The organism is Proteus sp. fly-1013, assembly GCF_040140245.1.
GTDB lineage: Bacteria > Pseudomonadota > Gammaproteobacteria > Enterobacterales > Enterobacteriaceae > Proteus > Proteus mirabilis_B.
The window spans coordinates 1-22298 of the sequence record NZ_JBEEWD010000012.1; the positions used below are offsets into that span (position 1 = coordinate 1).

At 39.1% G+C, this 22298-nt stretch carries 18 protein-coding genes and 1 riboswitch; of the genes, 7 read left to right on the forward strand and 11 right to left on the reverse strand.

Annotated features, from left to right (window positions below):
* Positions 1 to 224: 224 nt before the first annotated feature.
* The gene (gene murI, locus ABN236_RS17980) at positions 225 to 1091 is read right to left on the reverse strand and encodes a glutamate racemase (protein WP_194951598.1); all 867 of its coding nucleotides are present in this window, start codon (positions 1089 to 1091) and stop codon (positions 225 to 227) included.
* Positions 1036 to 2904 (reverse strand): TonB-dependent vitamin B12 receptor BtuB, encoded by a 1869-nt coding sequence (btuB, locus tag ABN236_RS17985; protein WP_349474589.1) that lies wholly within the window; start codon positions 2902 to 2904, stop codon positions 1036 to 1038. Before btuB ends, murI begins: the two co-directional genes overlap by 56 nt.
* 69 nt (positions 2905 to 2973) lie before the next feature.
* Positions 2974 to 3180: riboswitch (cobalamin riboswitch) on the reverse strand.
* Between the two features lie 112 nt (positions 3181 to 3292).
* Here btuB and trmA point away from each other — a divergent pair.
* Entirely contained in the window at positions 3293 to 4390 is a 1098-nt protein-coding gene (trmA, locus tag ABN236_RS17990) for a tRNA (uridine(54)-C5)-methyltransferase TrmA (protein ID WP_194951596.1), read from the forward strand.
* Between the two features lie 123 nt (positions 4391 to 4513).
* On the opposite strand, the gene ABN236_RS17995 is transcribed toward trmA, so the two are convergent.
* Both ABN236_RS17995 and fabR read right to left on the reverse strand, forming a co-directional pair.
* On the reverse strand, positions 4514 to 4915 hold the full coding sequence (locus ABN236_RS17995; RefSeq protein ID WP_036933245.1) for a YijD family membrane protein: 402 nt from the start codon (positions 4913 to 4915) through the stop codon (positions 4514 to 4516).
* A complete protein-coding gene (fabR, locus tag ABN236_RS18000) occupies positions 4915 to 5601 on the reverse strand; it encodes an HTH-type transcriptional repressor FabR (protein ID WP_349474590.1) in 687 nt (228 codons plus the stop codon). Before fabR ends, ABN236_RS17995 begins: the two co-directional genes overlap by 1 nt.
* Positions 5602 to 5800: 199 nt before the next feature.
* Between fabR and sthA the strand changes: the two genes are divergently transcribed.
* Positions 5801 to 7198 carry a Si-specific NAD(P)(+) transhydrogenase gene (sthA, locus tag ABN236_RS18005; protein WP_069366816.1) on the forward strand — a complete coding sequence of 466 codons (1398 nt, stop codon included), beginning with the start codon at positions 5801 to 5803 and terminating at the stop codon, positions 7196 to 7198.
* Here sthA and oxyR read toward each other — a convergent pair.
* The 5 genes from oxyR to argC all read right to left on the reverse strand — a co-directional run bounded on the left by oxyR (position 7190) and on the right by argC (position 12910).
* Entirely contained in the window at positions 7190 to 8107 is a 918-nt protein-coding gene (oxyR, locus tag ABN236_RS18010) for a DNA-binding transcriptional regulator OxyR (RefSeq protein WP_075672972.1), read from the reverse strand. The genes sthA and oxyR overlap by 9 nt on opposite strands.
* A 260-nt stretch (positions 8108 to 8367) precedes the next feature.
* Positions 8368 to 9750, reverse strand: coding sequence for an argininosuccinate lyase (gene argH, locus ABN236_RS18015; RefSeq protein WP_349474591.1), 1383 nt, complete (start codon positions 9748 to 9750; stop codon positions 8368 to 8370).
* Positions 9751 to 9827: 77 nt separating this feature from the next.
* Complete coding sequence (locus tag ABN236_RS18020; RefSeq protein ID WP_088494072.1) at positions 9828 to 11036, reverse strand: argininosuccinate synthase; 1209 nt, start codon at positions 11034 to 11036, stop codon at positions 9828 to 9830.
* 75 nt (positions 11037 to 11111) lie between these two features.
* Complete coding sequence (gene argB, locus ABN236_RS18025) at positions 11112 to 11885, reverse strand: acetylglutamate kinase (protein WP_088494073.1); 774 nt, start codon at positions 11883 to 11885, stop codon at positions 11112 to 11114.
* 20 nt (positions 11886 to 11905) lie between these two features.
* On the reverse strand, positions 11906 to 12910 hold the full coding sequence (argC, locus tag ABN236_RS18030) for an N-acetyl-gamma-glutamyl-phosphate reductase (protein ID WP_075672976.1): 1005 nt from the start codon (positions 12908 to 12910) through the stop codon (positions 11906 to 11908).
* A 100-nt stretch (positions 12911 to 13010) separates the two neighbouring features.
* Here argC and argE point away from each other — a divergent pair, with 100 nt between their 5' ends.
* The gene (argE, locus tag ABN236_RS18035; protein WP_349474592.1) at positions 13011 to 14174 is read left to right on the forward strand and encodes an acetylornithine deacetylase; all 1164 of its coding nucleotides are present in this window, start codon (positions 13011 to 13013) and stop codon (positions 14172 to 14174) included.
* 81 nt (positions 14175 to 14255) lie between these two features.
* On the opposite strand, the gene poxB is transcribed toward argE, so the two are convergent.
* Positions 14256 to 15980 carry a ubiquinone-dependent pyruvate dehydrogenase gene (gene poxB, locus ABN236_RS18040; protein ID WP_349474593.1) on the reverse strand — a complete coding sequence of 575 codons (1725 nt, stop codon included), beginning with the start codon at positions 15978 to 15980 and terminating at the stop codon, positions 14256 to 14258.
* Positions 15981 to 16547: 567 nt separating this feature from the next.
* Between poxB and ABN236_RS18045 the strand changes: the two genes are divergently transcribed.
* Genes ABN236_RS18045 through ABN236_RS18055 form a run of 3 tightly spaced genes read left to right on the forward strand, consistent with a single transcriptional unit; the run spans position 16548 to position 18993 of the window.
* On the forward strand, positions 16548 to 17369 hold the full coding sequence (locus tag ABN236_RS18045; protein WP_349474594.1) for a DUF3100 domain-containing protein: 822 nt from the start codon (positions 16548 to 16550) through the stop codon (positions 17367 to 17369).
* The gene (locus ABN236_RS18050) at positions 17366 to 17815 is read left to right on the forward strand and encodes a hypothetical protein (RefSeq protein WP_006534124.1); all 450 of its coding nucleotides are present in this window, start codon (positions 17366 to 17368) and stop codon (positions 17813 to 17815) included. Before ABN236_RS18045 ends, ABN236_RS18050 begins: the two co-directional genes overlap by 4 nt.
* Positions 17815 to 18993, forward strand: coding sequence for a M20 metallopeptidase family protein (locus ABN236_RS18055; RefSeq protein WP_023583449.1), 1179 nt, complete (start codon positions 17815 to 17817; stop codon positions 18991 to 18993). Before ABN236_RS18050 ends, ABN236_RS18055 begins: the two co-directional genes overlap by 1 nt.
* Positions 18994 to 19065: 72 nt before the next feature.
* Here ABN236_RS18055 and ABN236_RS18060 read toward each other — a convergent pair whose 3' ends face one another.
* Positions 19066 to 20079, reverse strand: a complete 1014-nt coding sequence (locus ABN236_RS18060; RefSeq protein ID WP_318621033.1) for a LysR substrate-binding domain-containing protein — start codon at positions 20077 to 20079, stop codon at positions 19066 to 19068.
* A 711-nt stretch (positions 20080 to 20790) separates the two neighbouring features.
* On the opposite strand from ABN236_RS18060, the gene proP reads away from it, so the two are divergent.
* Positions 20791 to 22293, forward strand: a complete 1503-nt coding sequence (gene proP, locus ABN236_RS18065) for a glycine betaine/L-proline transporter ProP (protein WP_349474596.1) — start codon at positions 20791 to 20793, stop codon at positions 22291 to 22293.
* The last annotated feature ends 5 nt before the right edge of the window (positions 22294 to 22298 follow it).

Sequence of the window (22298 nt, forward strand, 5' to 3'; positions counted from 1 at the left end):
TTCCGGTCTTCTGCGTTGTTGCGAGGAGGTGCATTCTACATCTTCCTCATTCAGTGTCAAGCGTTTATTTTCAAGGCTTTTCACTTTTTTTCTTCGTTCTCTCGGCTAACTCACTTAGCGTGGTTTGCCGTGACAACGAGGGCGCATTATAGGGAGTTTTGTGAAGCTGGCAACACTTTTTTTGAGTTTTTTTACTGACCGTTGAATTTTCAATCAAATTGCACTTAAAGCGCCAGTTTTCTGAGCGATTCGAAGCCAAAACTTGCTAAAACAGGTTTTAGTAATTCGCTATTCTCATCTTCTTTTAAGCAATAAGCGAAGCTAATTTCATTTGAACCTTTTATTTTCGCTTGATTTACGACCAACCACGCAGTTCTTCGTGCAATTGCAGCACCAGAATCGATAATTCGTGTGCCATCAGGTAAAACAGAAAGAAGTTCATCCGCTAATAAAGGGAAATGAGTGCAACCTAGTACCACTGTATCCGGTGGCTCTTTCATTTTTAGCCAAGGTGTAAGGATTTTGCGAAGCTCATCTAAAGAAACCTCTTCACCATGAAGTTTTCTTTCTGCCAGTTCCACCAGCTCAGCCGAACCTAAAGAGTGAACTTTGCAATCAGTTGCAAAGCGTTCAATAAGTTCATGGGTATAAGGACGTTTAACTGTTGCTCTGGTCGCTAATAATCCAACCACGCCATTACATGTTAATTTAGCCGCTGGCTTAATCGCCGGAACAACACCCACAATAGGGATCTCTGTAAACTTGGCGCGTAAAGCAGGAAGACTTACTGTACTAGCTGTATTACAAGCAATAACAATTGTGGCGAGATCATGTTTTTCAGCAACCGCGCTAACTATTCGAACAACACGGTCAATAATGAACTCTTGTGATTTTTCACCATAAGGGAAAGCTTCATTATCGAAAACATAGATATAGTGAGCCTCCGGTAGTTTTTCACGGATCTCACGATAAACAGATAAACCGCCAACCCCTGAATCAAAAACTAATACAGTAGGGTTAGCGGTAGATAGTGCATCAGAAGTTGTAACTTCCTGTGAGGAAGTATTCTCGTCCTGGCGTGCGATAGCCATAAGCTGTCTCATAATCTTTATCAAACAGGTTGGCTATTCTACCACGAATTGAGAGATGTGATGTAATAGGATATGAAGCAGTTAAGTCCCAAATACTCACTCCACCTAAAGAAACATTCTCATAAGTTCCGTAATCTTTATCTGTGCGCTGACCGATATATTGGTAAGTCACACCCATATCGAGTTTCTCGATTTGCCAATCAAGTTGATATTTCAACTGTTGACGAGCACGACGATCAAGGCGTTGATGCGTTTCTTTATTTCTTGCATCTATATATTGTAAGTTAAAGGTATGATGAAAAACCCAAGTATCCATTTCACCTGTAAATTCCACACCTTTAATTAATGCCTTTCCAACATTGTAATTACGGTATGGATAGTTCGATTCACTTTGGATCAACGAATCAACATCATTACGATACGCAGTTAATCGCCACGCTAAAGGCCCCGTTAATCCTTCAAAGCCCCCTTCCCACTGTTTACTCTTTTCGGGTTGTAAGTTCGGATTACTTCCCCATTCACTATAAAGTTGCATTAGTGTCGGTGCTTTAAATGCCGTACCATAACCACCAATCACACGATAACCGTCAACAAACTCCCAACCTAGGTTAGTTTGCCAAGTGGTATGCCAGCCATATTCTGAATGCTTATCAGAACGTACTGAGGCTTCGGCGATAATCTCACCTAATTTTTGCTGTCCTGTTAGATATAAGCCAGTATTGTCGAAGTGTTCTTTATTAGGAAACCCGTTAGAACCCGCTTTAATGGATTGACGTTGCCAATCAACACCACCACCAATACTGCCATTCCCTAATAAAAGGTGATTTCCCCACTGCACATTATATTGTTCAGAGTTGGTAAAACGGCTTCCTTTACCATAGCGACCATAACGAGGATCATAGTCATAATCTTTGGTGTAGTTATAACTGGTATTTAAAGAAGAAGAGTAGTTATCGCGATGAAACTTCACGCCACCATCATAGGTACGGCTAAATAGAGCTCTTGTATCCGTTAATGTATCGTTATAACTGTCATAATAAGCATCATAAGCGGTGCGATTATCAAAACCATAAGCTCGTGCATATAAAGAAACGTCATCATTAATATCATGATTAACCCCTAACCACAGTGACTTATTCATAAAGCCATCACGATCAGGTTGTGGATATCCACCAGTATTTCCATTCGCTTCTACATCATAACCTTTGGTATAGAGATAACTACCTGCTGCGGTTAATGTTGTTCTATCCCCGACTTTCTGTTTTACCGAACCATCATATTCTTGATAACCATGAGAACCCATTGTGGCATTAAGCGTTCCTCCTTCCGTTTTTCTTTCTGTGAGGATATTAATCACGCCGCCAATCGCATCTGAACCATAAACAGAAGAACGAGGCCCTCTTATATATTCAATACGTTGAACAAGAGAAAGGGGAATTTGGCTAATATCGGAACTACCAGATACGTTAGCCTGATTTAAACGCACACCATCCACTAAAATAAGAACATGACGAGATTCAGTTCCACGTACATAAATAGAGCTCATCTGCCCTATTCCGCCGTTTTGCCCCACATCAATACCCGGCATTCTGCGTAATACATCAATAACACTATTACTCTGCCAACGATCGATCTGTTCACGTTCAACAACAGTGATAGGCGCTAGAATAGAAGAGTTAGGCTCTTGAAAACGATTCGCGGTCACACTTAATGTATCGCTGTTATTCGCAAACGCACCAAAACTGCTCACCATTACACTCAAAGCCACACTCGAAGCCATACTAGAAATAAGAAAAACTTTTTTATTATTCATGAAAATCTGCATCCAACAGAATAAGTAGCAGGATGCCGCCAAAATTAAATAAAGCGCGTATTTAATTTAAGATGCGACAGGTCTTCGGCAGGTCTTCGGACTCTAGGTTAAATAAACAATTTTGTATATTTAAGATAATGACTTCCCACCGCACTTATAAGGTGCTTTGTAGTGTCTTTTATTATCCTTGATCCTATTACCGCTGCGCGTCAGTTCTGGCTTTGCACCAGATTCCCTTTTCACTCCTATTAGGAGACCGAATAACTATGCTACGATTTCAAATCCACTGAGTCCAGAAATTGAACATGAAGAATACTGGACATCTTCATGAGGATCTCTACAATTTCGCTCGCTTAACTTTATTACTGCCAAAAAAAGGCGAGATACCATGCAGAATTCATTACCAACGCAAACATATCAGTCTCAACTGAATGAAAAAACACAACGTCTACAAACAATGATGGCTCCTTTTAATGCGCCTGAAGCAGAGGTTTTTTCATCACCAGAACAGCATTATCGTATGCGTGCGGAATTCCGTATCTGGCATGAAGAAGATTCTCTCTATCATATTATGTTTGACCAAGAGACTAAGCAGCGTATTCGTGTTGACCAATTTCCGGTTGCCAGCCAACTTATTAATAAAATGATGGCTGCCTTGTTAGCAGAAATAAAAGATAAACCGACACTCAGAAAGAAACTGTTTCAGATTGATTATCTTTCTACGTTGAGTAATAAAATTATTGTCTCACTGCTTTATCACAAGAAAATTGATGAAACTTGGCAACAAGAAGCAATGGCGTTACGCCAATCATTAATTGCTCAAGGTTTTGATGTGCAATTAATTGGTCGTGCATATAAAACAAAAATTATGCTCGATAACGATTTTATTGATGAAGTGCTACCTGTCGCTGGCAAAGAGATGATTTATCGCCAAGTTGAAAATAGCTTCACGCAACCTAATGCACAGGTCAATATTAAGATGTTGGAATGGGCATTAAAGGCAACAGAAAATGCAAAAGGCGATCTGCTTGAGCTGTATTGTGGTAACGGTAACTTTTCATTAGCACTCGCACGTAATTTTGATCGCGTACTGGCAACAGAAATCGCCAAGCCTTCTGTTTATGCCGCACAATATAATATTGCAATGAACAATATTGATAATGTGAAGATTATTCGCATGTCTGCTGAAGATTTTACTCAAGCAATGAATGGAGTAAGGGAATTTAAACGCCTAGAAGGGATCGATTTAAAAGATTACCAATGTGAAACCATTTTTGTTGACCCACCTCGTAGTGGTTTAGATGAGAAAACTGTAGAGTTGGTTAAAAGTTACCCTAGCATTTTATACATTTCTTGCAACCCAGAAACACTGTGCCAGAATTTAGAAACGCTAATTAAAACACATAAAATCAGCAAATTAGCTTTATTCGATCAATTCCCATACACCCATCATATGGAATGTGGCGTGTTATTAGAAAAAAGATAACTGCTTATTTCACTTGTTATAGATAAAAAATCTCCAATAGCACCAATAAAAACAAAAACACCAGCAAGATAACTTGCTGGTGTCAAAATTTCGCTGTGTTTACAACAAAGAGATAAGTACAGACTAGTACTGTTCTGCTTGTGATGCTCTTTCAGCTTCTTCTGCTTGTAGGCGTAAGCGTTGGCGCTGTTTAAATTGACGATAAATCCACAACGCAACAATAACAATACAAACAGAAGAGAAAAAGTTTGAACCCCATTCAGGGTTAACGGTTCTGGTGTAAGCGTTATAACCGAATAGACCTAATAAAAAGAATGAAAAAATCAGCTTAGGCATACCATCGGTCATAGGTTGATTTAAATAACGCTGATATAAACAGTAAACTGCCAAGATTAAACTGATGAGTGGGAAAACTGACCACGTCTCAATAAATGAATTAAAAAAACTCGAATAAGTACCATGTAAAGCGACACCAATGACTGTGGCAAGTAATAGCGTGCTTTTTTCACAGCGATTTTGTTCCATCATTTGTCTCCTTTCTGATGCGTTTTTTTCTTTATCTCTAGGTTATCTTGTAGAGGTATTTGCGTTTCTTGCTCGCGTCGATACCAATAATAGGCACCTTTAGCAATCATTCGCAGTTGTATAACTAATCTTTCTTCTAATTGTTGACGCTTTTCAATATCAATATCCAGTGCTTCTGCGCCTGCACTAAATACAATAGTGACCATTGCTTCAGATTGCATTTCTGTAAAATAACGTGGCATATGACTTTCTTGCTCAAGGTAGTCTGCCAGTTCTGCAATAAAATGTTGGATCTCTCGTGCGACTGCGGCACGAAATTCCGCCGAAGTCCCAGAACGCTCACGCAATAATAATCGAAACGCATTAGGATTATTGCCAATGAATTCCATAAAAGTTGCTACTGATGTTCTAATAACACTGCCGCCTTTCGCAATACGTTGACGTGCTTGGCGCATTAATTGACGTAACATCAATCCACTTTCATCAACCATCGTGAGTCCTAGTTCATCAACATCTTTAAAATGACGATAAAATGAGGTAGGTGCAATACCAGCTTCTCTAGCCACTTCTCGTAAACTTAGGCTTGTAAAGCTACGCTCGGCACTGAGTTGGCTAAAAGCAGCTTCAATTAAAGAGCGACGGGTTTTTTCTTTTTGTTTAGCTCTGATGCCAATATTATTACTCACGGAAATCCTGATAATCCTAATTTGGTTTATACTCAATATATCAAACTTTGTTAAAAAAGCAGTGCGTACAATCATCTCTCAAGACACATTCTCATAAAAACTCAACAAAGTGTGACTAATGCCCTTAATGTCAATTGGGCTATTATTCATTCTAATGTTAATATAGCGTTGTCGGTTTGTATAAAACAGGTCTCTTCCTATGCAACATTCTCATTTCGATGCAATTGTGATCGGTTCAGGTCCTGGCGGTGAAGGCGCGGCCATGGGGCTTGTTAAACAAGGAAAGCGCGTCGCAGTTATAGAACGTTATAACAAAGTCGGTGGTGGCTGTACTCACTGGGGAACCATTCCTTCAAAAGCCCTACGCCACGCTGTAAGTCGTATTATCGAATTTAATCAAAACCCGCTTTACAGTGACCAATCTCGTCTTATTAACTCCTCTTTCTCTCAAATACTTCGCCAAGCCAGTACCGTAATTAGTCAACAGACTAAAATGCGTCAAGGTTTCTACGAGCGTAATAATTGTACAATGTATTCGGGCGAAGCTGCGTTTATTGATGAGCACAGGATCAGCGTGCGTTATCCTGATGGTACTTGCGATATTCTTTCAGCAGATAATTTTATTATTGCAACAGGCTCACGCCCTTATTGCCCACCAGATGTCGATTTCTCTCATTCTCGTATTTATAACAGTGACACTATTCTCGATTTAGAGCATGAACCTCACCATGTCATTATTTATGGTGCTGGTGTTATTGGTTGTGAATATGCCTCTATTTTTAGAGGATTAAGAGTAAAAGTAGACTTAATTAATACTCGTGATCACCTATTGTCTTTCCTTGATCAAGAGATGTCTGACGCGCTTTCTTATCACTTCTGGAATAACGGCATTGTTATTCGTCATAATGAAGAATATGAAAGTATTGAAGGTGTCGATGATGGTGTGATTGTTCACTTAAAATCAGGTAAAAAAGTCAAAGCAGATTGCCTACTTTATGCGAATGGTCGAACAGGAAATACAGACACACTTGGCTTAGAAAACGTGGGTATTAAAACAGATAGTCGTGGACAAGTTTCTGTTAATGCACATTACCAAACCAGTTGCGAACACATTTATGCCGTCGGTGATGTCATTGGTTACCCAAGTCTGGCTTCAGCCGCTTATGATCAAGGTCGAATTGCAGCTTTGGCGATCACAACCGGAAAATCAGAAACACATTTAATTGAAGATATTCCTACGGGGATCTACACCATTCCTGAAATTAGTTCTGTTGGTAAAACAGAGCAACAACTCACTGCAATGAAAATTCCTTATGAAGTGGGTCGCTCTCAATTTAAACATCTAGCAAGAGCACAAATTGCAGGCATGAATGTAGGGAGTTTGAAAATTCTCTTCCACCGTGAAACCAAGCAAATTTTAGGTATTCACTGCTTCGGTGAGCGTGCCGCTGAAATTATTCATATCGGCCAAGCGATTATGGAGCAAAAAGGTGAAGGCAATACTATCGAGTATTTCGTTAATACTACCTTCAACTATCCAACAATGGCAGAAGCCTACCGTGTTGCTGCACTTAATGGTTTAAATCGCTTATTTTAATGCGTTTTGTTTTTCTGCATAAAATGCGGTCATATGTTCACGGATTGTCTCTGCTAACTGTTCATAACGATTACGCAAAGGCGATCCGGGACGATAAACCAAAATAATAGAACGTGATGGATTGGGATCAGTACATTCTAGATAACAAACCCCATCACGTTTTTGTTCTTGAGGTACAGATAAATCAGGTAATAACGTGATCCCACTACCAGCAGCGACCATATTACGCAAAGTTTCTAAACTCGTTGCTCTAAAATGCGTATCTTCTTTAGCACCCGCTTGGAAGCAGAACCCTAACGCTTGATCGCGTAAACAGTGCCCATCTTCTAACATTAATAAACGCTGACCTGCTAAGTCGCCCATCGGCACAGACTCACGTTCATGCCAAGGATGTCCTTCATAAATTGCTAACTTCATTGGCTCTTCAAATAGAGGCACTTCAATAAATGGCGCACTCTCTTTTACCATTGCTAAAATTGCACAGTCGAGTTTTCCGCTATCTAACTGAGCTAATAAGCTATGAGTTTGTGCTTCATGAAGATACATCTCTAACTTAGGGTAGTTTTTATGTAATTCAGGAATGATATGAGGCAATAAATAAGGGCCAACCGTAGGAATAAGCCCAATATGTAAAGGCCCTGCCATACTTTCACCTTGCAATGAAGCCATTTCTTGTAGCACTTTAACTTCCCGTAAAACGGTTTTCGCTTGATCCACCAGCAACAAACCTTGTTGAGTAAACAGAACTTTACGGCTAGTTCTTTCAAGCAACATCACGCCAAGTTCATCTTCAAGTTTACGAATTTGGCCACTTAATGTTGGCTGACTCACATGGCAAGAATCTGCCGCACGACGAAAATGTTTATGCTCAGCTAGAGCCACCAGATATTCCAAGTCACGGATATTCATTGCAGATCCCACATTTATTGCTGATAGTTAATGTCTATAGATAATATAGTAACTGATAAATTTTTCTATCAGTCGAATGTTATTCTGTCTCTCTTTTTCAATATTTTTTGAATAAACAACCCAAACAAAACTAATTACTTCGTACTCTAAAGAATCCAAGATGGGTATAGATATTATCGGCAATTTAAAATAAAAGAACAGGGCGACATTCACCCTGTTCTTTTTGAATAACAGTAAGTTGTCTCAGATAAACGCTTTTCTTATTTATTTATATCTAAAATTTCTTTGGCTTTTTCTATCGCATAAGCAACCTGTTTTTGAGAAACACCGCCTTTTGCAAGACGTTTATCTAAACAAGATTGAAGCGATAAAATATCGTACACATCAATCATGATTTTACTGTTAAACATCTGTAATTCAGAAAGAGGGAGCTCTTCAATCGCTTTACCTTGCTCAATGGCACAAACAACCACTTCACCCACAATATGGTGAGCTTCACGAAATGGCACACCTTTAGCAACAAGATAATCTGCCAGTTCGGTGGCATTAGCATAACCTTGCTTAGCCGCTTCTTCACAACGAGGGCGACGAATTTGGAGCCCATCAAGAACAAGAGTCGCCATATGCAAACAATCAGACCATGTATCGATAGCGTCAAACAGCCCTTCTTTATCTTCTTGCATATCTTTATTGTAAGCGAGAGGCAAACCTTTTAAGGTCATCATCATGCCAGTTAATGCGCCTTGTACTCGCCCACATTTCCCACGGATAAGCTCAAGTGCATCTGGGTTTTTCTTTTGTGGCATTAATGATGAACCAGAAGTCACTTTATCTGATAATTCAATAAAGCCCGCTTCACCACTATTAAAGAAAATAAGATCTTCTGCAAAGCGAGATAAATGCACCATACCAATAGCCGCAGAGGATAATAGTTCTAAGACATGATCACGATCGGATACGCTATCTAAACTATTATTGGTTGCGCTGGAAAAACCTAACCATCCCGCCAGTTGTTCGCGATCGATATCATAAGCCGTTCCGGCTAAAGCACCACAACCTAATGGGCTGACATCTAAACGTTTTAATGCATCAGCTAAACGACTTTCATCTCTGGCTAGCATTTCATTGTATGCTAAACACCAATGTGCAAAAGTGACTGGCTGAGCGCGCTGTAAATGGGTGTAACCCGGCATCACAGCATTTTGATTCTGTTCTGCGGTGATAACTAAGGCTTTTTGTAGCTCAACAATCGCTTGGCGAAGATAAGTGACTTCTTCTTTACACCATAACTTTAAGTCTGTTGCGACCTGATCATTACGACTACGACCTGTATGTAATTTTTTACCTAAGTCACCCACTTTGGCAATAAGCTTACTTTCAACCCAGCTATGAATATCTTCTGCATCACTTTGTAAAATAGACTGTGGGTTTGCCGTTACTTCTTCTGATAATTCATTTAACGCTTGCTCAAGTTGAGCTTGTTCATCTTGCGACAATACACCAACTGTGACTAACGCTTTAGACCAAGCTACTGAGCCAAAGATATCCTGTTGTGCCAGTCGAAAATCAAACCGCAGTGAATCATTGAATTGTTTAAACCGTTGATCAGCTTCCTGACTAAAACGTCCACCCCAGAGTGCCATAATCGCTTCCTGTATTTATTCTGTGTAATAAAAAAGAGTGAGAGTGATACTTGTTAGCACCACTCTATTGCTTTGCGTTATTTCTTGCTCAGTGCACGAATACGTGATGGCAGGGAATATAAACGGATAAAGCCTTCAGCATGACTGTGATCGTAAACTTCATCTTCACCAAAGGTGGCAAACTCTTCAGAGTACAGGCTGTTGTCTGATTTCTTCTGAATAGCATTCACATGACCTTTATAAAGCTCTAAAACCACTTCGCCATTCACATCTTTTGCCAGTGATTCAGCGGCAGCTTGTAGTGAAGCGCGGATTGGCGTAAACCAGCGACCATCATAAGCTACATAAGACATCTCTAAGCCTAGTTGCTGACGCCATTTAAATGCATCTCTATCAAGAACAAGTTGCTCAACACCACGCAGAGCCGCCATCATGATAGTGCCCCCTGGGGTTTCGTAACAGCCACGAGATTTCATTCCCACTAAACGGTTTTCAACAATATCAATACGTCCGATACCATGCTTAACACCTAATGTATTTAATGTATCTAAACATTCAAAAGGTGATTGTGTTTTACCGTTTACTGCGACAACTTCACCCGCTTTAACTGTAACGGTGACTAGTTCTGGTGTTTCTGGTGCTTTCTTAGGATCAACAGTCCATGCCCAGCAATCTTCATTTGAGGCATTCCACGGGCTCTCTAATACGCCACCTTCCGTTGAAATATGCCATGCATTTTCATCACGGCTATAAATTTTCTCAAGAGTTGCTGTTGTTGGGATATTACGGACTTTTAGATAATCCAACAGCGCTTCACGAGAACGTAAATCCCACTCTCTCCAAGGAGCAACCACTTTAAGCTGTGGAGCAAGTGCCGCATAAGTGCTTTCAAAACGGACCTGATCATTACCTTTACCTGTTGCACCATGAGCAACAGCATCAGCACCTAATTTTAATGCGAGTTCAACTTGTGCTTTGGCGATAACAGGACGCGCCATTGAAGTACCTAATAAATAGCTACCTTCATATAAAGCACCTGTTTTTAATACAGGATAGACATAGTCTTTGATAAACTCTTCACGTAAATCAACGACGTAACACTCTGAAGCACCTGAGGTTAATGCTTTTTGTTCTACACCCACTAAATCATCGCGGCTTTGACCAACATCAGCAACAAAAGCGACAACCTCACAGTTATCATAATGTTCTTTTAGCCAAGGAATGATTGCCGATGTATCCAATCCGCCAGAGTATGCCAATACGATTTTCTTAATACCTTTAGTCATAGTGATAACCTTCAATTCCCAATTTGTTTAAATTCTGCCAACTACCAAATAGCGATAAGATTTATAGAGTGATTTTTAAGCTAAAATTCGGGTTCCTACTGCAACACCATTAAATAATGTCGTCAGTTTTTCAGCATGGCGCCAGCTTGCGATTTCAACAGGTCGTCCTAACGTTTTAGCTGCTTCCAATGCCGCGTTTACTTTCACTATCATGCCGTCAGTGATGATGCCCTGATCGATTAACATCTGTGCTTTTTCGGCTGACATCTCAGCAATCTTCTGACCTTTACCATCTAAAATGCCACTGACATCTGAAAGCAGGACTAAGTCAGCACCTAATGTTTCAGCAATAGCGGTTGCCGCTTGATCAGCATTCACATTCATCAGCTCACCTTTTTCAGTCATCCCAATAGAACTGATAATAGGGAGATAGCCAGCACCCAATAATAAATTGAGTAAATCAGGAGAGCCGGGAGTTGCATTTCCTACATGACCTAACTCTTCATTGATTTGAGTGACTTTAGCTAATTGTCCATCACCCAAAGAAAGCCCTACGCCATTAAGCCCAAACTTGGTTGCCCACGATAACAAGGTTTTATTGGCACTTCCGGCAAGTGCTCCTGTAATGATGTCTATCTGATCAGCCGGTGTGACACGAAGACCTTGCTTTTTCACCACAGGCAATTGCAATTTACCCATTAACTCATCCACCAAACAGCCACCACCATGTACGATGACTAAAGGACGAGAATGCGTTGAGCGATATTGTTGTAATGCAGTGAAAAATCGCGTTAACGCTTCTTCATTATCAAGGAGCACACCACCCAGTTTGATAATTAATGGTTCCATGAAACTTCCCTACTCATTATTTAAATAAGTGATTCGGTTTCAGCGAAACCAAACCGAATGTTCATACATTGCACTGCTTGTGCAGCAGCCCCTTTCAGCAAGTTATCTTCAACACCTACCACAATCAGATGTTCACCTTGCTGAGCAAATCCGATATCACAAAATGCGGTTCCTACAACGGCTTTTAATGCAGGCAATCCTTTTTCATAAACACGCACTAATGGTTTATCTTGATAAGCATCTTCAAAGACTTGTCTTACATCCTCTTGTGTCACACCCGCTTTTAACTTACAGGTGATAGTGGCTAAGATCCCTCTCGCAAAATTGCCTAAATGAGGTGTAAAAATCACATCAATACCCAGATGTGTTGCAATTTCAGGTTGATGACGATGAGTAAACACACCGTAAGGTTGCAAACTCACTTCACAAAAGCTGCTGGTTAGAGAGGCTTTTCTCCCTGCACCACTCACACCGCTGGTGGCATTAATAACAGGCCACTGTGCTGTATCTAAAAGTCCCGCTTCCACTAAAGGTTTTAGTGACAACTGAGAGACGGTTGGATAACAACCCGGCACAGCAATTAATTGTGCCTGACTAATAATGTCAGCATTCCATTCAGCTAATCCATAAACTGCCTGTGATAACCAATCAGTATTCTTATGCTCGAATCCATAGTATTGTTGATAAAAATGCTTGTTTTGTACTCGATAGGCACCAGACAAATCGAATACCACACAACCTTGCTCTAAAAAGACAGGAGCGATGTCATGGCTGACTTCGTGAGCTGTTGCGAGAAAAACGATATCAATGTTTTCAGCAGCTTTAGCGACATCAACCATCGGCTCAAGTGGCAGATCCACTAAACCACGATATTGTGGATGAAGTTCAGAAAAGCACTTTCCTGCATCTGCACTTTGAGCTGATACCATCAGTCTGCTCAAATTCACATGAGGATGCTGCTGAAGATAGGCGGCTAATTCAGCGCCAGTGTAACCACTTGCTCCTACAATCAGAGTATTTAACATGTCATTCTTACCTTGTACTATGAACACAAACCGATTAATGTATTTTTATTCAAAAAAAGTGCATGAATATTGATACTATTATGAAGAAAGGCTGTCAACAGTGAATATTAAATTACCTACATTTATTGAGATTTATCGTCAATTAATTGCAACGCCCTCTATCAGTGCTACAGACGCTAAGAACGATCAAAGTAATGAAGCACTGATTAATTTGCTTGCTAATTGGTTGGAAACATTAGGTTTTTCAATTGAAATTCAACCTGTACCTGAAACACGAGGTAAATTTAACCTTCTTGCAACATTAGGAAAGGGAAAAGGTGGATTATTACTCTGTGGTCACACTGACACAGTACCGTTTGATGAAGGTCGTTGGACGCAAGATCCTTTTACGCTGACAGAAAAAGAAAATAAGTTATATGGCTTAGGCACTGCTGATATGAAGGGCTTTTTTGCCTTTATTCTCGATGCATTGCGAGATGTAGACACTAAGACGTTAACTCATTCTCTCTATATTCTCGCCACCGCTGATGAAGAAACTTCTATGGCTGGAGCACGTTATTTTGCTGCTAACACGACAATCCGTCCTGATTTTGCCATTATTGGCGAACCCACATCGCTAAAGCCTATTCGTGCGCATAAAGGGCATTTATCGAATGCAATACGCATTACTGGGCAATCGGGACACTCTAGTGATCCAGAAAAAGGGGTGAATGCGATAGAACTGATGCATGAATCAATTACTCACCTTAGTACATTGCGCGATACGTTAAAAACTCGCTATAACAACCCCGCGTTTGTTATCCCTTATCCAACGATGAACTTTGGTTATATTAATGGTGGTGATGCAGCAAATAGAATTTGTGCTTGCTGTGAATTACATATGGATATTCGCCCATTGCCGGGATTAACACTACAAGACTTGGATGATTTACTTCACGAAACATTAGCACCCGTCAAAGCACGCTGGCCGGGTCGTTTAAGTGTTGAGGCGTTACACGATCCTATTCCGGGTTATGAGTGCCCAACCGATCATAAAATGGTTGCAGTGATCGAAGAACTATTAGGTGAGAAAGCGCAAACAGTGAATTACTGTACTGAAGCGCCGTTTATTCAAGATCTCTGCCCTACCTTAGTTTTAGGCCCAGGCTCTATTGAACAAGCACACCAGCCTGATGAATTTATTGATATGGCATTTATTGAGCCAACACGTGAATTAATGGGGCAATTAATTGAAAACTTCTGTTTAACAGAAAAAGCGCAATAATAAAAAAACCCTATCGGCTTATGTTGATAGGGTTTTTATCTTCAATTAATACTCTAAATAATTCGAGTTACGGATAGGCGATTAGCGTAACCAATTAGTTTTGGCTAGTTGAACAATTTCATCACCTCGACCATTAATAATCGCTTTCATCATATACAAGCTAAAACCTTTTGCTTGTTCAAACTTCACTTCAGGAGGCATAGAAAGCTCTTGTTTTGCAGTGACTACATCCACAATAACAGGCCCATCATGTTCAAAAGCCTCTTTCAGAGCATGATCCAAATCTTCGCCTTTTTCTACTCGAATTCCTTTGATACCAGACGCATTAGCAATAGCAGCAAAATCCGGATTATGTAAATCCGTACCATCAGTTAAATAACCACCAGCTTTCATCTCCATCGCGACAAAGCCTAATACACTGTTATTAAAGATAATCACTTTAACTGGTAAATTCATTTGAGCTAATGAGATAAAATCACCCATTAACATGGTAAATCCGCCATCACCACACATTGCTACAACTTGACGCTTTCTATCTAACGCCTGTACACCAATAGCTTGAGCCATCGCATTTGCCATAGAGCCGTGATTAAACGATCCCAGTAAACGACGTTTTCCATTCATTCCAACATAACGAGCCGCCCACACTGTTGGCGTTCCGACATCACAGGTAAAAATAGCGTCATCATTTGCTAGTTCACTTAATCGACGCGCCAAATATTGTGGGTGAATAAGTTCACGCTCACTGGGTTGTGCTAATGCATCCAGATCTTGCCGTGCTTTGGCATAATGTTTTAATGAGGCATCAAGGTGAGTGGTATCTGTTTTCTCTTTTAAACGAGGCTGTATCGCATTTAATGTTGCTTTAATATCGCCAATCATCGCCATATCGACATGGCAATGTGAACCAAGACTGCTTGGATTAATATCGATTTGAATAATATTCGCTTTTGATGGATAAAATGCACGATAAGGGAACTGCGTACCTAATAACACCAAAGTGTCAGCATTTTCCATCGCATGATAACCCGATGAAAAACCAATTAACCCTGTCATTCCTACACTGTAAGGGTTTTTCCACTCAATGTACTCTTTCCCTCGCAATGCGTGTACAACAGGGGCTTTTAAGGTTTGAGCCAGTTTAATCACTTCATCGCGAGCTTGAGCACATCCTGCACCGCACATTAAGGTGATGTTTTTTGCATTATTCAGTGCATCGGATAATTTTTCGATTTCGAAACGATTAGGCATGATGAGTGGAAACTGTAACGGATACCAATTTTCATGCGCATCTTCTGGGGCTGGTTTTAGTGCAACATCCCCCGGCAATACAACAACCGCAACCCCTTTTTTCAAAATAGCGGTTCGCATCGCAATAGCAAGCACTTGAGGGATCTGCTCTGGGTTTGAGACTAATTCACAGTAATGACTGCATTCGCGAAAAAGTTCTTGAGGATGTGTTTCTTGAAAATAATTGCTACCAATTTCGGCAGAAGGAATATGCGCGGCAATCGCTAACACAGGAACATGATTACGATGGCAATCAAAAAGCCCATTGATAAGATGTAAGTTTCCTGGTCCACAAGAGCCAGCGCAAACCGCTAATTCTCCATTGACTGAGGCTTCTGCTCCTGCGGCAAAAGCCGCGACTTCTTCATGGCGGGTTCCCATCCACTCAATCGTTCCCATCTTTCGCAAGCTATCACTTAATCCATTGAGAGAATCGCCTGTCACGCCCCAAATACGTTTTACACCTGCATTATGGAGTACTTTAGCAATATAGGTTGCAACGGTTTGCTTACTCATGGTGATATTTTTCCTCAGTTTTGGGTGAATTGCGCCTCTGCGAGCTGCACTTATCTTCTTCCCATATTCTGTTTCTCTTCCTCGCCAGCTTGCAGAGAAAATCATCTTACTAACTCAAATATAAAGAATAACACCAATCACTGTAATGTCACTGTCGTGATAAAGTGAGTGCTGATAAAATGTAAAAATAAAATATCACTTCCAAATACATTCATTAAACTTATAATAACCGCACCAAATAAGAATATATCTCATTAATAACGTATTATTATTTACTAAATTATAGACAAAGTCTGTTTATAGGATTATTTTAATAATTAAAATAATTTTTAATTATTATTTTCTCCTTCACATCTTTATTAACAATTAAGCTGACTCATTTCAGCCTTACTCACTGTCTTTATTAAAAAATTTAACTTTTTTCTATTTGTTAATAAATTTATCACCATTGTATTATTTCATGCCCCATGAAAAAGAGGTATGAAATAAACATGACATTGGTCACGCTACCTTTTGCTTTTTGTCCTCTAGAATAAAGCCTGATTATTTTTCAACGGAGATTAACGGATGGACAAAAGTAGAAGTCCGATAAAGGTTTTCTTTATTAGTATTCTGGCAGTCCTTTTCTTAATTTTTATTTCACAATATGTCATTGGTAAAAAAGAAATTAAGATTGGCATTGCGGTAATACCTATTTTACCAATGCTATTTGCTGTAATTATTGGTATGTGTATATCTGCTGGATTTACCCGTAAAAAAATTAAAGTATGGGGTAAATTATTTACAGAAAAAGAAGAAGGCTTCTGCGGTAAAATGGTAGGTTTCAGCCTGCTTATTTTAGGTACGCAATATGCAGGAATGATTGTTCCTAATATTAAAATGATTTTAAGTGTCGGTATTCCTTTATTTGTTCAGGAACTCGGAAACTTATTACCAGTATTAATTGCGGTTCCATTAGCCATTAAATTTGGATTTGGTCGTCGTGCAATTGGTGCTTGTTCATCTATTAGCCGTGAACCGTCTATCGCTGTTATTCAAGGTAAATTTGGTACAGGCTCTCAGGAATATATTGGTGTATTAGCCATTTATTTATGTGGTTCTGTTATCGGTACTTTATGGTTTAGCGTATTAGGTAGTATTGCTCCATTAACTGGATTACACCCACTTGCTCTTGCAGCTGGTTCTGGCGTGGGTTCAGGTTCAATGTTAAGTGCGGCATCAGGTGCATTAATTAATGGTCTTGATGAAGCATTAGCACAGCAAGTATTAAGTGTTGCCGCTGCATCTAACTTATTATCTTCAGCACTAGGCGCACTGTCATTAACCTATTTAGGTTTACCTCTTTCAGAAAAAATTTATAAAATTTTCACCAGAGGCAAAACTGTATGAAAAATATAATTATTGATATGAAATTTGTATTCGTTGCTATTTTACTGGCAATGTTTACTCAAACACTAACATCAGGGATCGCTCTTTATGCAATGTGGGATAGCTTTATTGCTATGTCATTAGTGGTATTTATTTCACTCGTTGCAAAACATTATTTACCTTCATCTTTACCAACATTTGCTTATGCAACAATTATCGGGATACTTATTTGTTTACCCGAAACTCCGGTAAGAGATTTCTTTATTAGTTCTATTGGTAAAGTTTCTTTCTTATCTTGTTGTGTTCCTTTATTAGCATTTGCTGGTTTATCTGTTGGTGGTCAATTAGAAGAACTTAAGAAAATGTCATGGAAAGTTATTCTTATTTTCATGATTGTTTCAACTTGTTGTTTCTTTGGAGCATCAATCGTCGCGCAAATTGGATTTACTATCCAGGGAGTTATCTAATGAATAATATTTATAATGTCAGTGAAAAACTCTTTCAATTAAATGACTTTAGTAAAAAAACACGACAAGACCTGCACAAAATACCTGAGCTATCAGGTGAAGAATATAAAACATCTAAATACTGTCGTGAATTAATGGAAAGTTTTGGTTATCAAATTAAAACTTTTGATGGATATACTGGCTTCACAGCAGACTTAATTGTTAATTCTGAATTTCCATTAATTGCTATCCGTGCTGATATGGACGGATTAGAAATGCCAGACTTAACGAATAATGAACATAGTTCAGTTCACCAAGGTTGTGCACACAACTGTGGTCACGATACTCATATGACTATGGCATTAACCAGTGCTAAATATCTTGCCGAAAATAGAGAAGAGATGAGTGCGAACGTTCGCTTTATTTTCCAAATGGCTGAAGAAGATATGCGTGTACCTGGCGCTGAAAAAATGGTTGAACTCGGTTGCATGGAAGGCGTTGATGAAACTTACGCACTTCATAATGATGCAGCGATCGAAACAGGTTGTGTTCGCTTTAATGATGGTGTGATGTCATCTTATGGCTCTGCATGGACATTAGATGTTTATGGTGTTTCCGCACATGGTTCAACACCACACAAAGGTTTAGATGCCATTCGTGAAGCAACCCGCTTAATTGATTATATGGATTACGTTGTTGCGAAGAAAACAGATCCATTTAGCCCTGCCGTCTTTGGTTGCGGCATGATCAATGGGGGAACAATCCCTAATGCATTAGCTGATCACGTACAAGCTCGCGGTACTATCCGCTCTATGGATGAAAATACCGACCAAGTGCTGAAAGCAAGTTTTGATGAAATTGTTGCACGCAGTACAGCTGGCGGATTTAAAACCACATTAAGCTATAGCGGATACCCTGCTGTTGTGAATCACCCAACTGCACACCAGCGTTTGTTAGATGCGATGCGTAAATTCTTACCAGAAGAGAATATTGAATCGAACGGTAAACCAATGACAGGTAGTGAAGACTTTAGCTATATGGTTAACGCTACAAAAGGCAAAGTCGGTGCAATGTTCTTCTTAGGAAGTGGTAATCAAGCGAAAGGTATTAATAATTACCTTCACGCAAATCCTTATTTTGTCGATGATGATTGTTTATTAGTCGGTGCTCAGATTTTTGTTAATATTCTGACTCGCTAATCTCTTATTATTCTGCCCAAAGCCCGTTATTGCCCCCGCAAAAACGGGCTTTTTTCTATTCTGATCTGACGTCTATTCTACAACGCTATTATTCACATTCACTGAACGTAAATCAGGTAATCCTTGGTATACCTCTTTACTGTGCCATTGGGTTTCCCATTGCTCTGGCATCTGAATAACATTTCTATCAATATGTGGCGCATAGAGAGAAATAAACTCATGCATATAATCTTTCATATGAGTATGTTTACTGACACAGATATGGGTATAACTCGGTTGCACTAAATGATCGATATTAATACATTTTAATGCGCCACCATCTTCAATCTCATCATAAGAGGCTGTTGCAATAACACCGATGCCTAAATGGCGCTTAACATAGTATTTAATAATCTCAGTATCCGTCGCGGTTAACGCTACCTTAGGCTTAAGATTATTTTTATAAAATACCTTGTCTAATTTAGATCCTCTTGTAAAACCAAAAACATAAGTAATCAGTGGATATTCAGCCATTTGTTCGATGGTAACCTGCTCATCATCTTTCAATAACGCAAGAGGATGATCATAAGGAACTAATAAACTACGAGTCCAACGATAACAAGGCAGTGTAATAAGATCTTCATAAAGGTGCATCGATTCTGTTGCGATAGCAAAATCTACATCGCCATTTTTAACCATCTCTGCTAATTGAGCGGGTGCGCCTTGATGAAAATGTAGCGAAATATTAGGGTAATAGCGACGAAAGTGATCAATCACATTCGGCAATGAATAACGTATTTGAGTGTGCGTTGTCGCAATATGTAAATCGACTTTTTTATTACGATCTTCTTCAGCCACAATGCTCTTGATTCGGTCAACCTGCCCAAGAATATCGCAAGCAATTTTATGGACTTCTTTACCCATCGGGCTCAATGCTAATAAGTTATTATTTTTACGCACAAACAGCGACACACTTAATTCATCTTCTAATATTTTTAGTTGCTTACTGATTGTCGGTTGTGAGGTATAGAGTTTTTCAGCCGCATTAGTAATGTTGAAATTATTTTTCACGACTTCAACAAAGCTTTTCAGTTGATTAATGTTCATAGAGGTACCTGGGTTAATCTGCACAAATGCGCGGTTAATTATTAATTTTATAAATTTTTATTCTAAATATGAGTAATAGATAAACTATCTTTAATATCTCTGTCGTGATATCTCGTCATACTATCTTGATTTAATCTTATAATAAGAATAGCGAGATCTATTCTATTATCCACATTTTCACTTTCACTATTCGAAAGAATAATAAAGCAAAATAAGGTGTTATTATTTTATACTTATCGATCAACCTTTGTATTATGCACAATGCTCATACAAATACGTTAGCCTATATCAAAAATAAATAGGTGATGGACATAACACATTGTTATTAAAATAAAAAATAAGTTTATTTGCTTGTTTTTCTATGTGATATTTTCGGTCAACTTAACGCAAATTAACCATTAGTAACACCATGAATTTTACACAAAAGCAGAATTACGTTATGATATTGATCACATTTTAATACATAGAGGCTCTGTTTTGTTATATCAAAACAACAAAGAAAAATTCCTAATATCTTATTCAATCTTATCTATACTTAATAAATATTCCCTTATCTATTAGCTTAATATCACTATTTAATTTTGGTAGAAGTAAGCTGTTTTTTAGTGAATTTTTATCACTCACTCTTCTCGCTAACAAATAGTCACTTCATTTCTTTTAATTAATTGATAAACAAAAAAATCACAAATACCTTAATAAAGGTCACTTAATATGAAAATGAAGAAAAAAAGAAATAAACCATTACAAATCAATGATATAACTATTATTGATGATAGTAAGCTCAAAAAAGCCATTACTGCTGCCGCATTAGGTAATGCCATGGAATGGTTCGACTTTGGTGTTTATGGCTTCCTTGCTTACGTTTTAGGTCAAGTCTTCTTCCCGGGTGCATCACCTGGCGTACAGATGATTGCAGCTCTCGCGACATTCTCCGTCCCTTTCCTTATAAGACCTTTAGGGGGTGTTGTATTTGGGATGTTAGGGGATAAATTTGGTCGTCAGAAAGTCTTATCTGTCACCATCATTATTATGGCGCTCAGTACGTTTGCCATTGGTCTTATTCCTGCTTATGAAACCATTGGTATTTGGGCTCCTGTTTTATTATTACTCGCTAAATTAGCACAAGGTTTCTCCATTGGTGGTGAATATTCAGGAGCGGCGATTTTCGTTGCTGAATACTCACCAGACCGTAAACGCGGATTTATGGGGAGCTGGTTAGACTTTGGTTCTATTGCTGGTTTTGTTATGGGTGCAGGTGTAGTTGTACTTATCTCAACTATTTTGGGTGAAGCCGCATTTCATGAATGGGGATGGCGTATTCCGTTCTTCTTAGCATTACCGTTAGGTCTTATTGGCTTATATTTGCGTCATGCTTTAGAAGAAACACCTGCATTCCAACAACATGTTGATGCAATGAATAGCGACGACCGAAAATCTATTCAAGATCCACCTCGTGTTTCATTACGTGAAATTGCATCGAAATATTGGAAAAGTTTAACCGTCTGTATAGGTTTAGTGATTGCCACTAATGTCACCTACTATATGTTATTAACCTATATGCCGAGTTATTTATCCCATAACCTAAATTATTCGGCAGATCACGGTGTGCTGATCATCATCGCGATTATGATAGGTATGTTGTTCGTACAACCTGTAATTGGGTTATTGAGTGACAAAATTGGCCGTAAACCCTTTGTTATAGGTGGTAGTATTGGCTTGTTTGTCCTTGCTTACCCTGCGTTTATGATGATTAACAGTGATGAAATCGGTTTAATTTTCTTAGGATTATTAATTCTTGCGGTTTTACTTAACTGTTTTACTGGAGTAATGGCATCCATTTTACCTGCCATATTCCCGACCCATATTCGTTATAGTGCATTAGCAATCGCATTTAATATCTCAGTATTAATTGCGGGTGCAACACCAACAGCAGCAGCTTGGTTAGTTGAAGCAACCGGTGATTTATATATGCCTGCTTATTATCTGATGATTGTCGCTGTTGTCGGCTTGATAACAGGTATCAAGATGATCGAAACCGCAAATAAACCTTTACGAGGTGCAACACCTGCGGCGTCGGATAAATCAGAAGCTAAAGAAATTTTATCAGAGCACTATGATAGTATTGAACACCGTGTTGAAGATATCGAAGCGGAAATTGAAGCATTGCAGAAAAAACGCCAAGCCCTTATCGATCAACATCCTAAATTAGATTAAGAGAG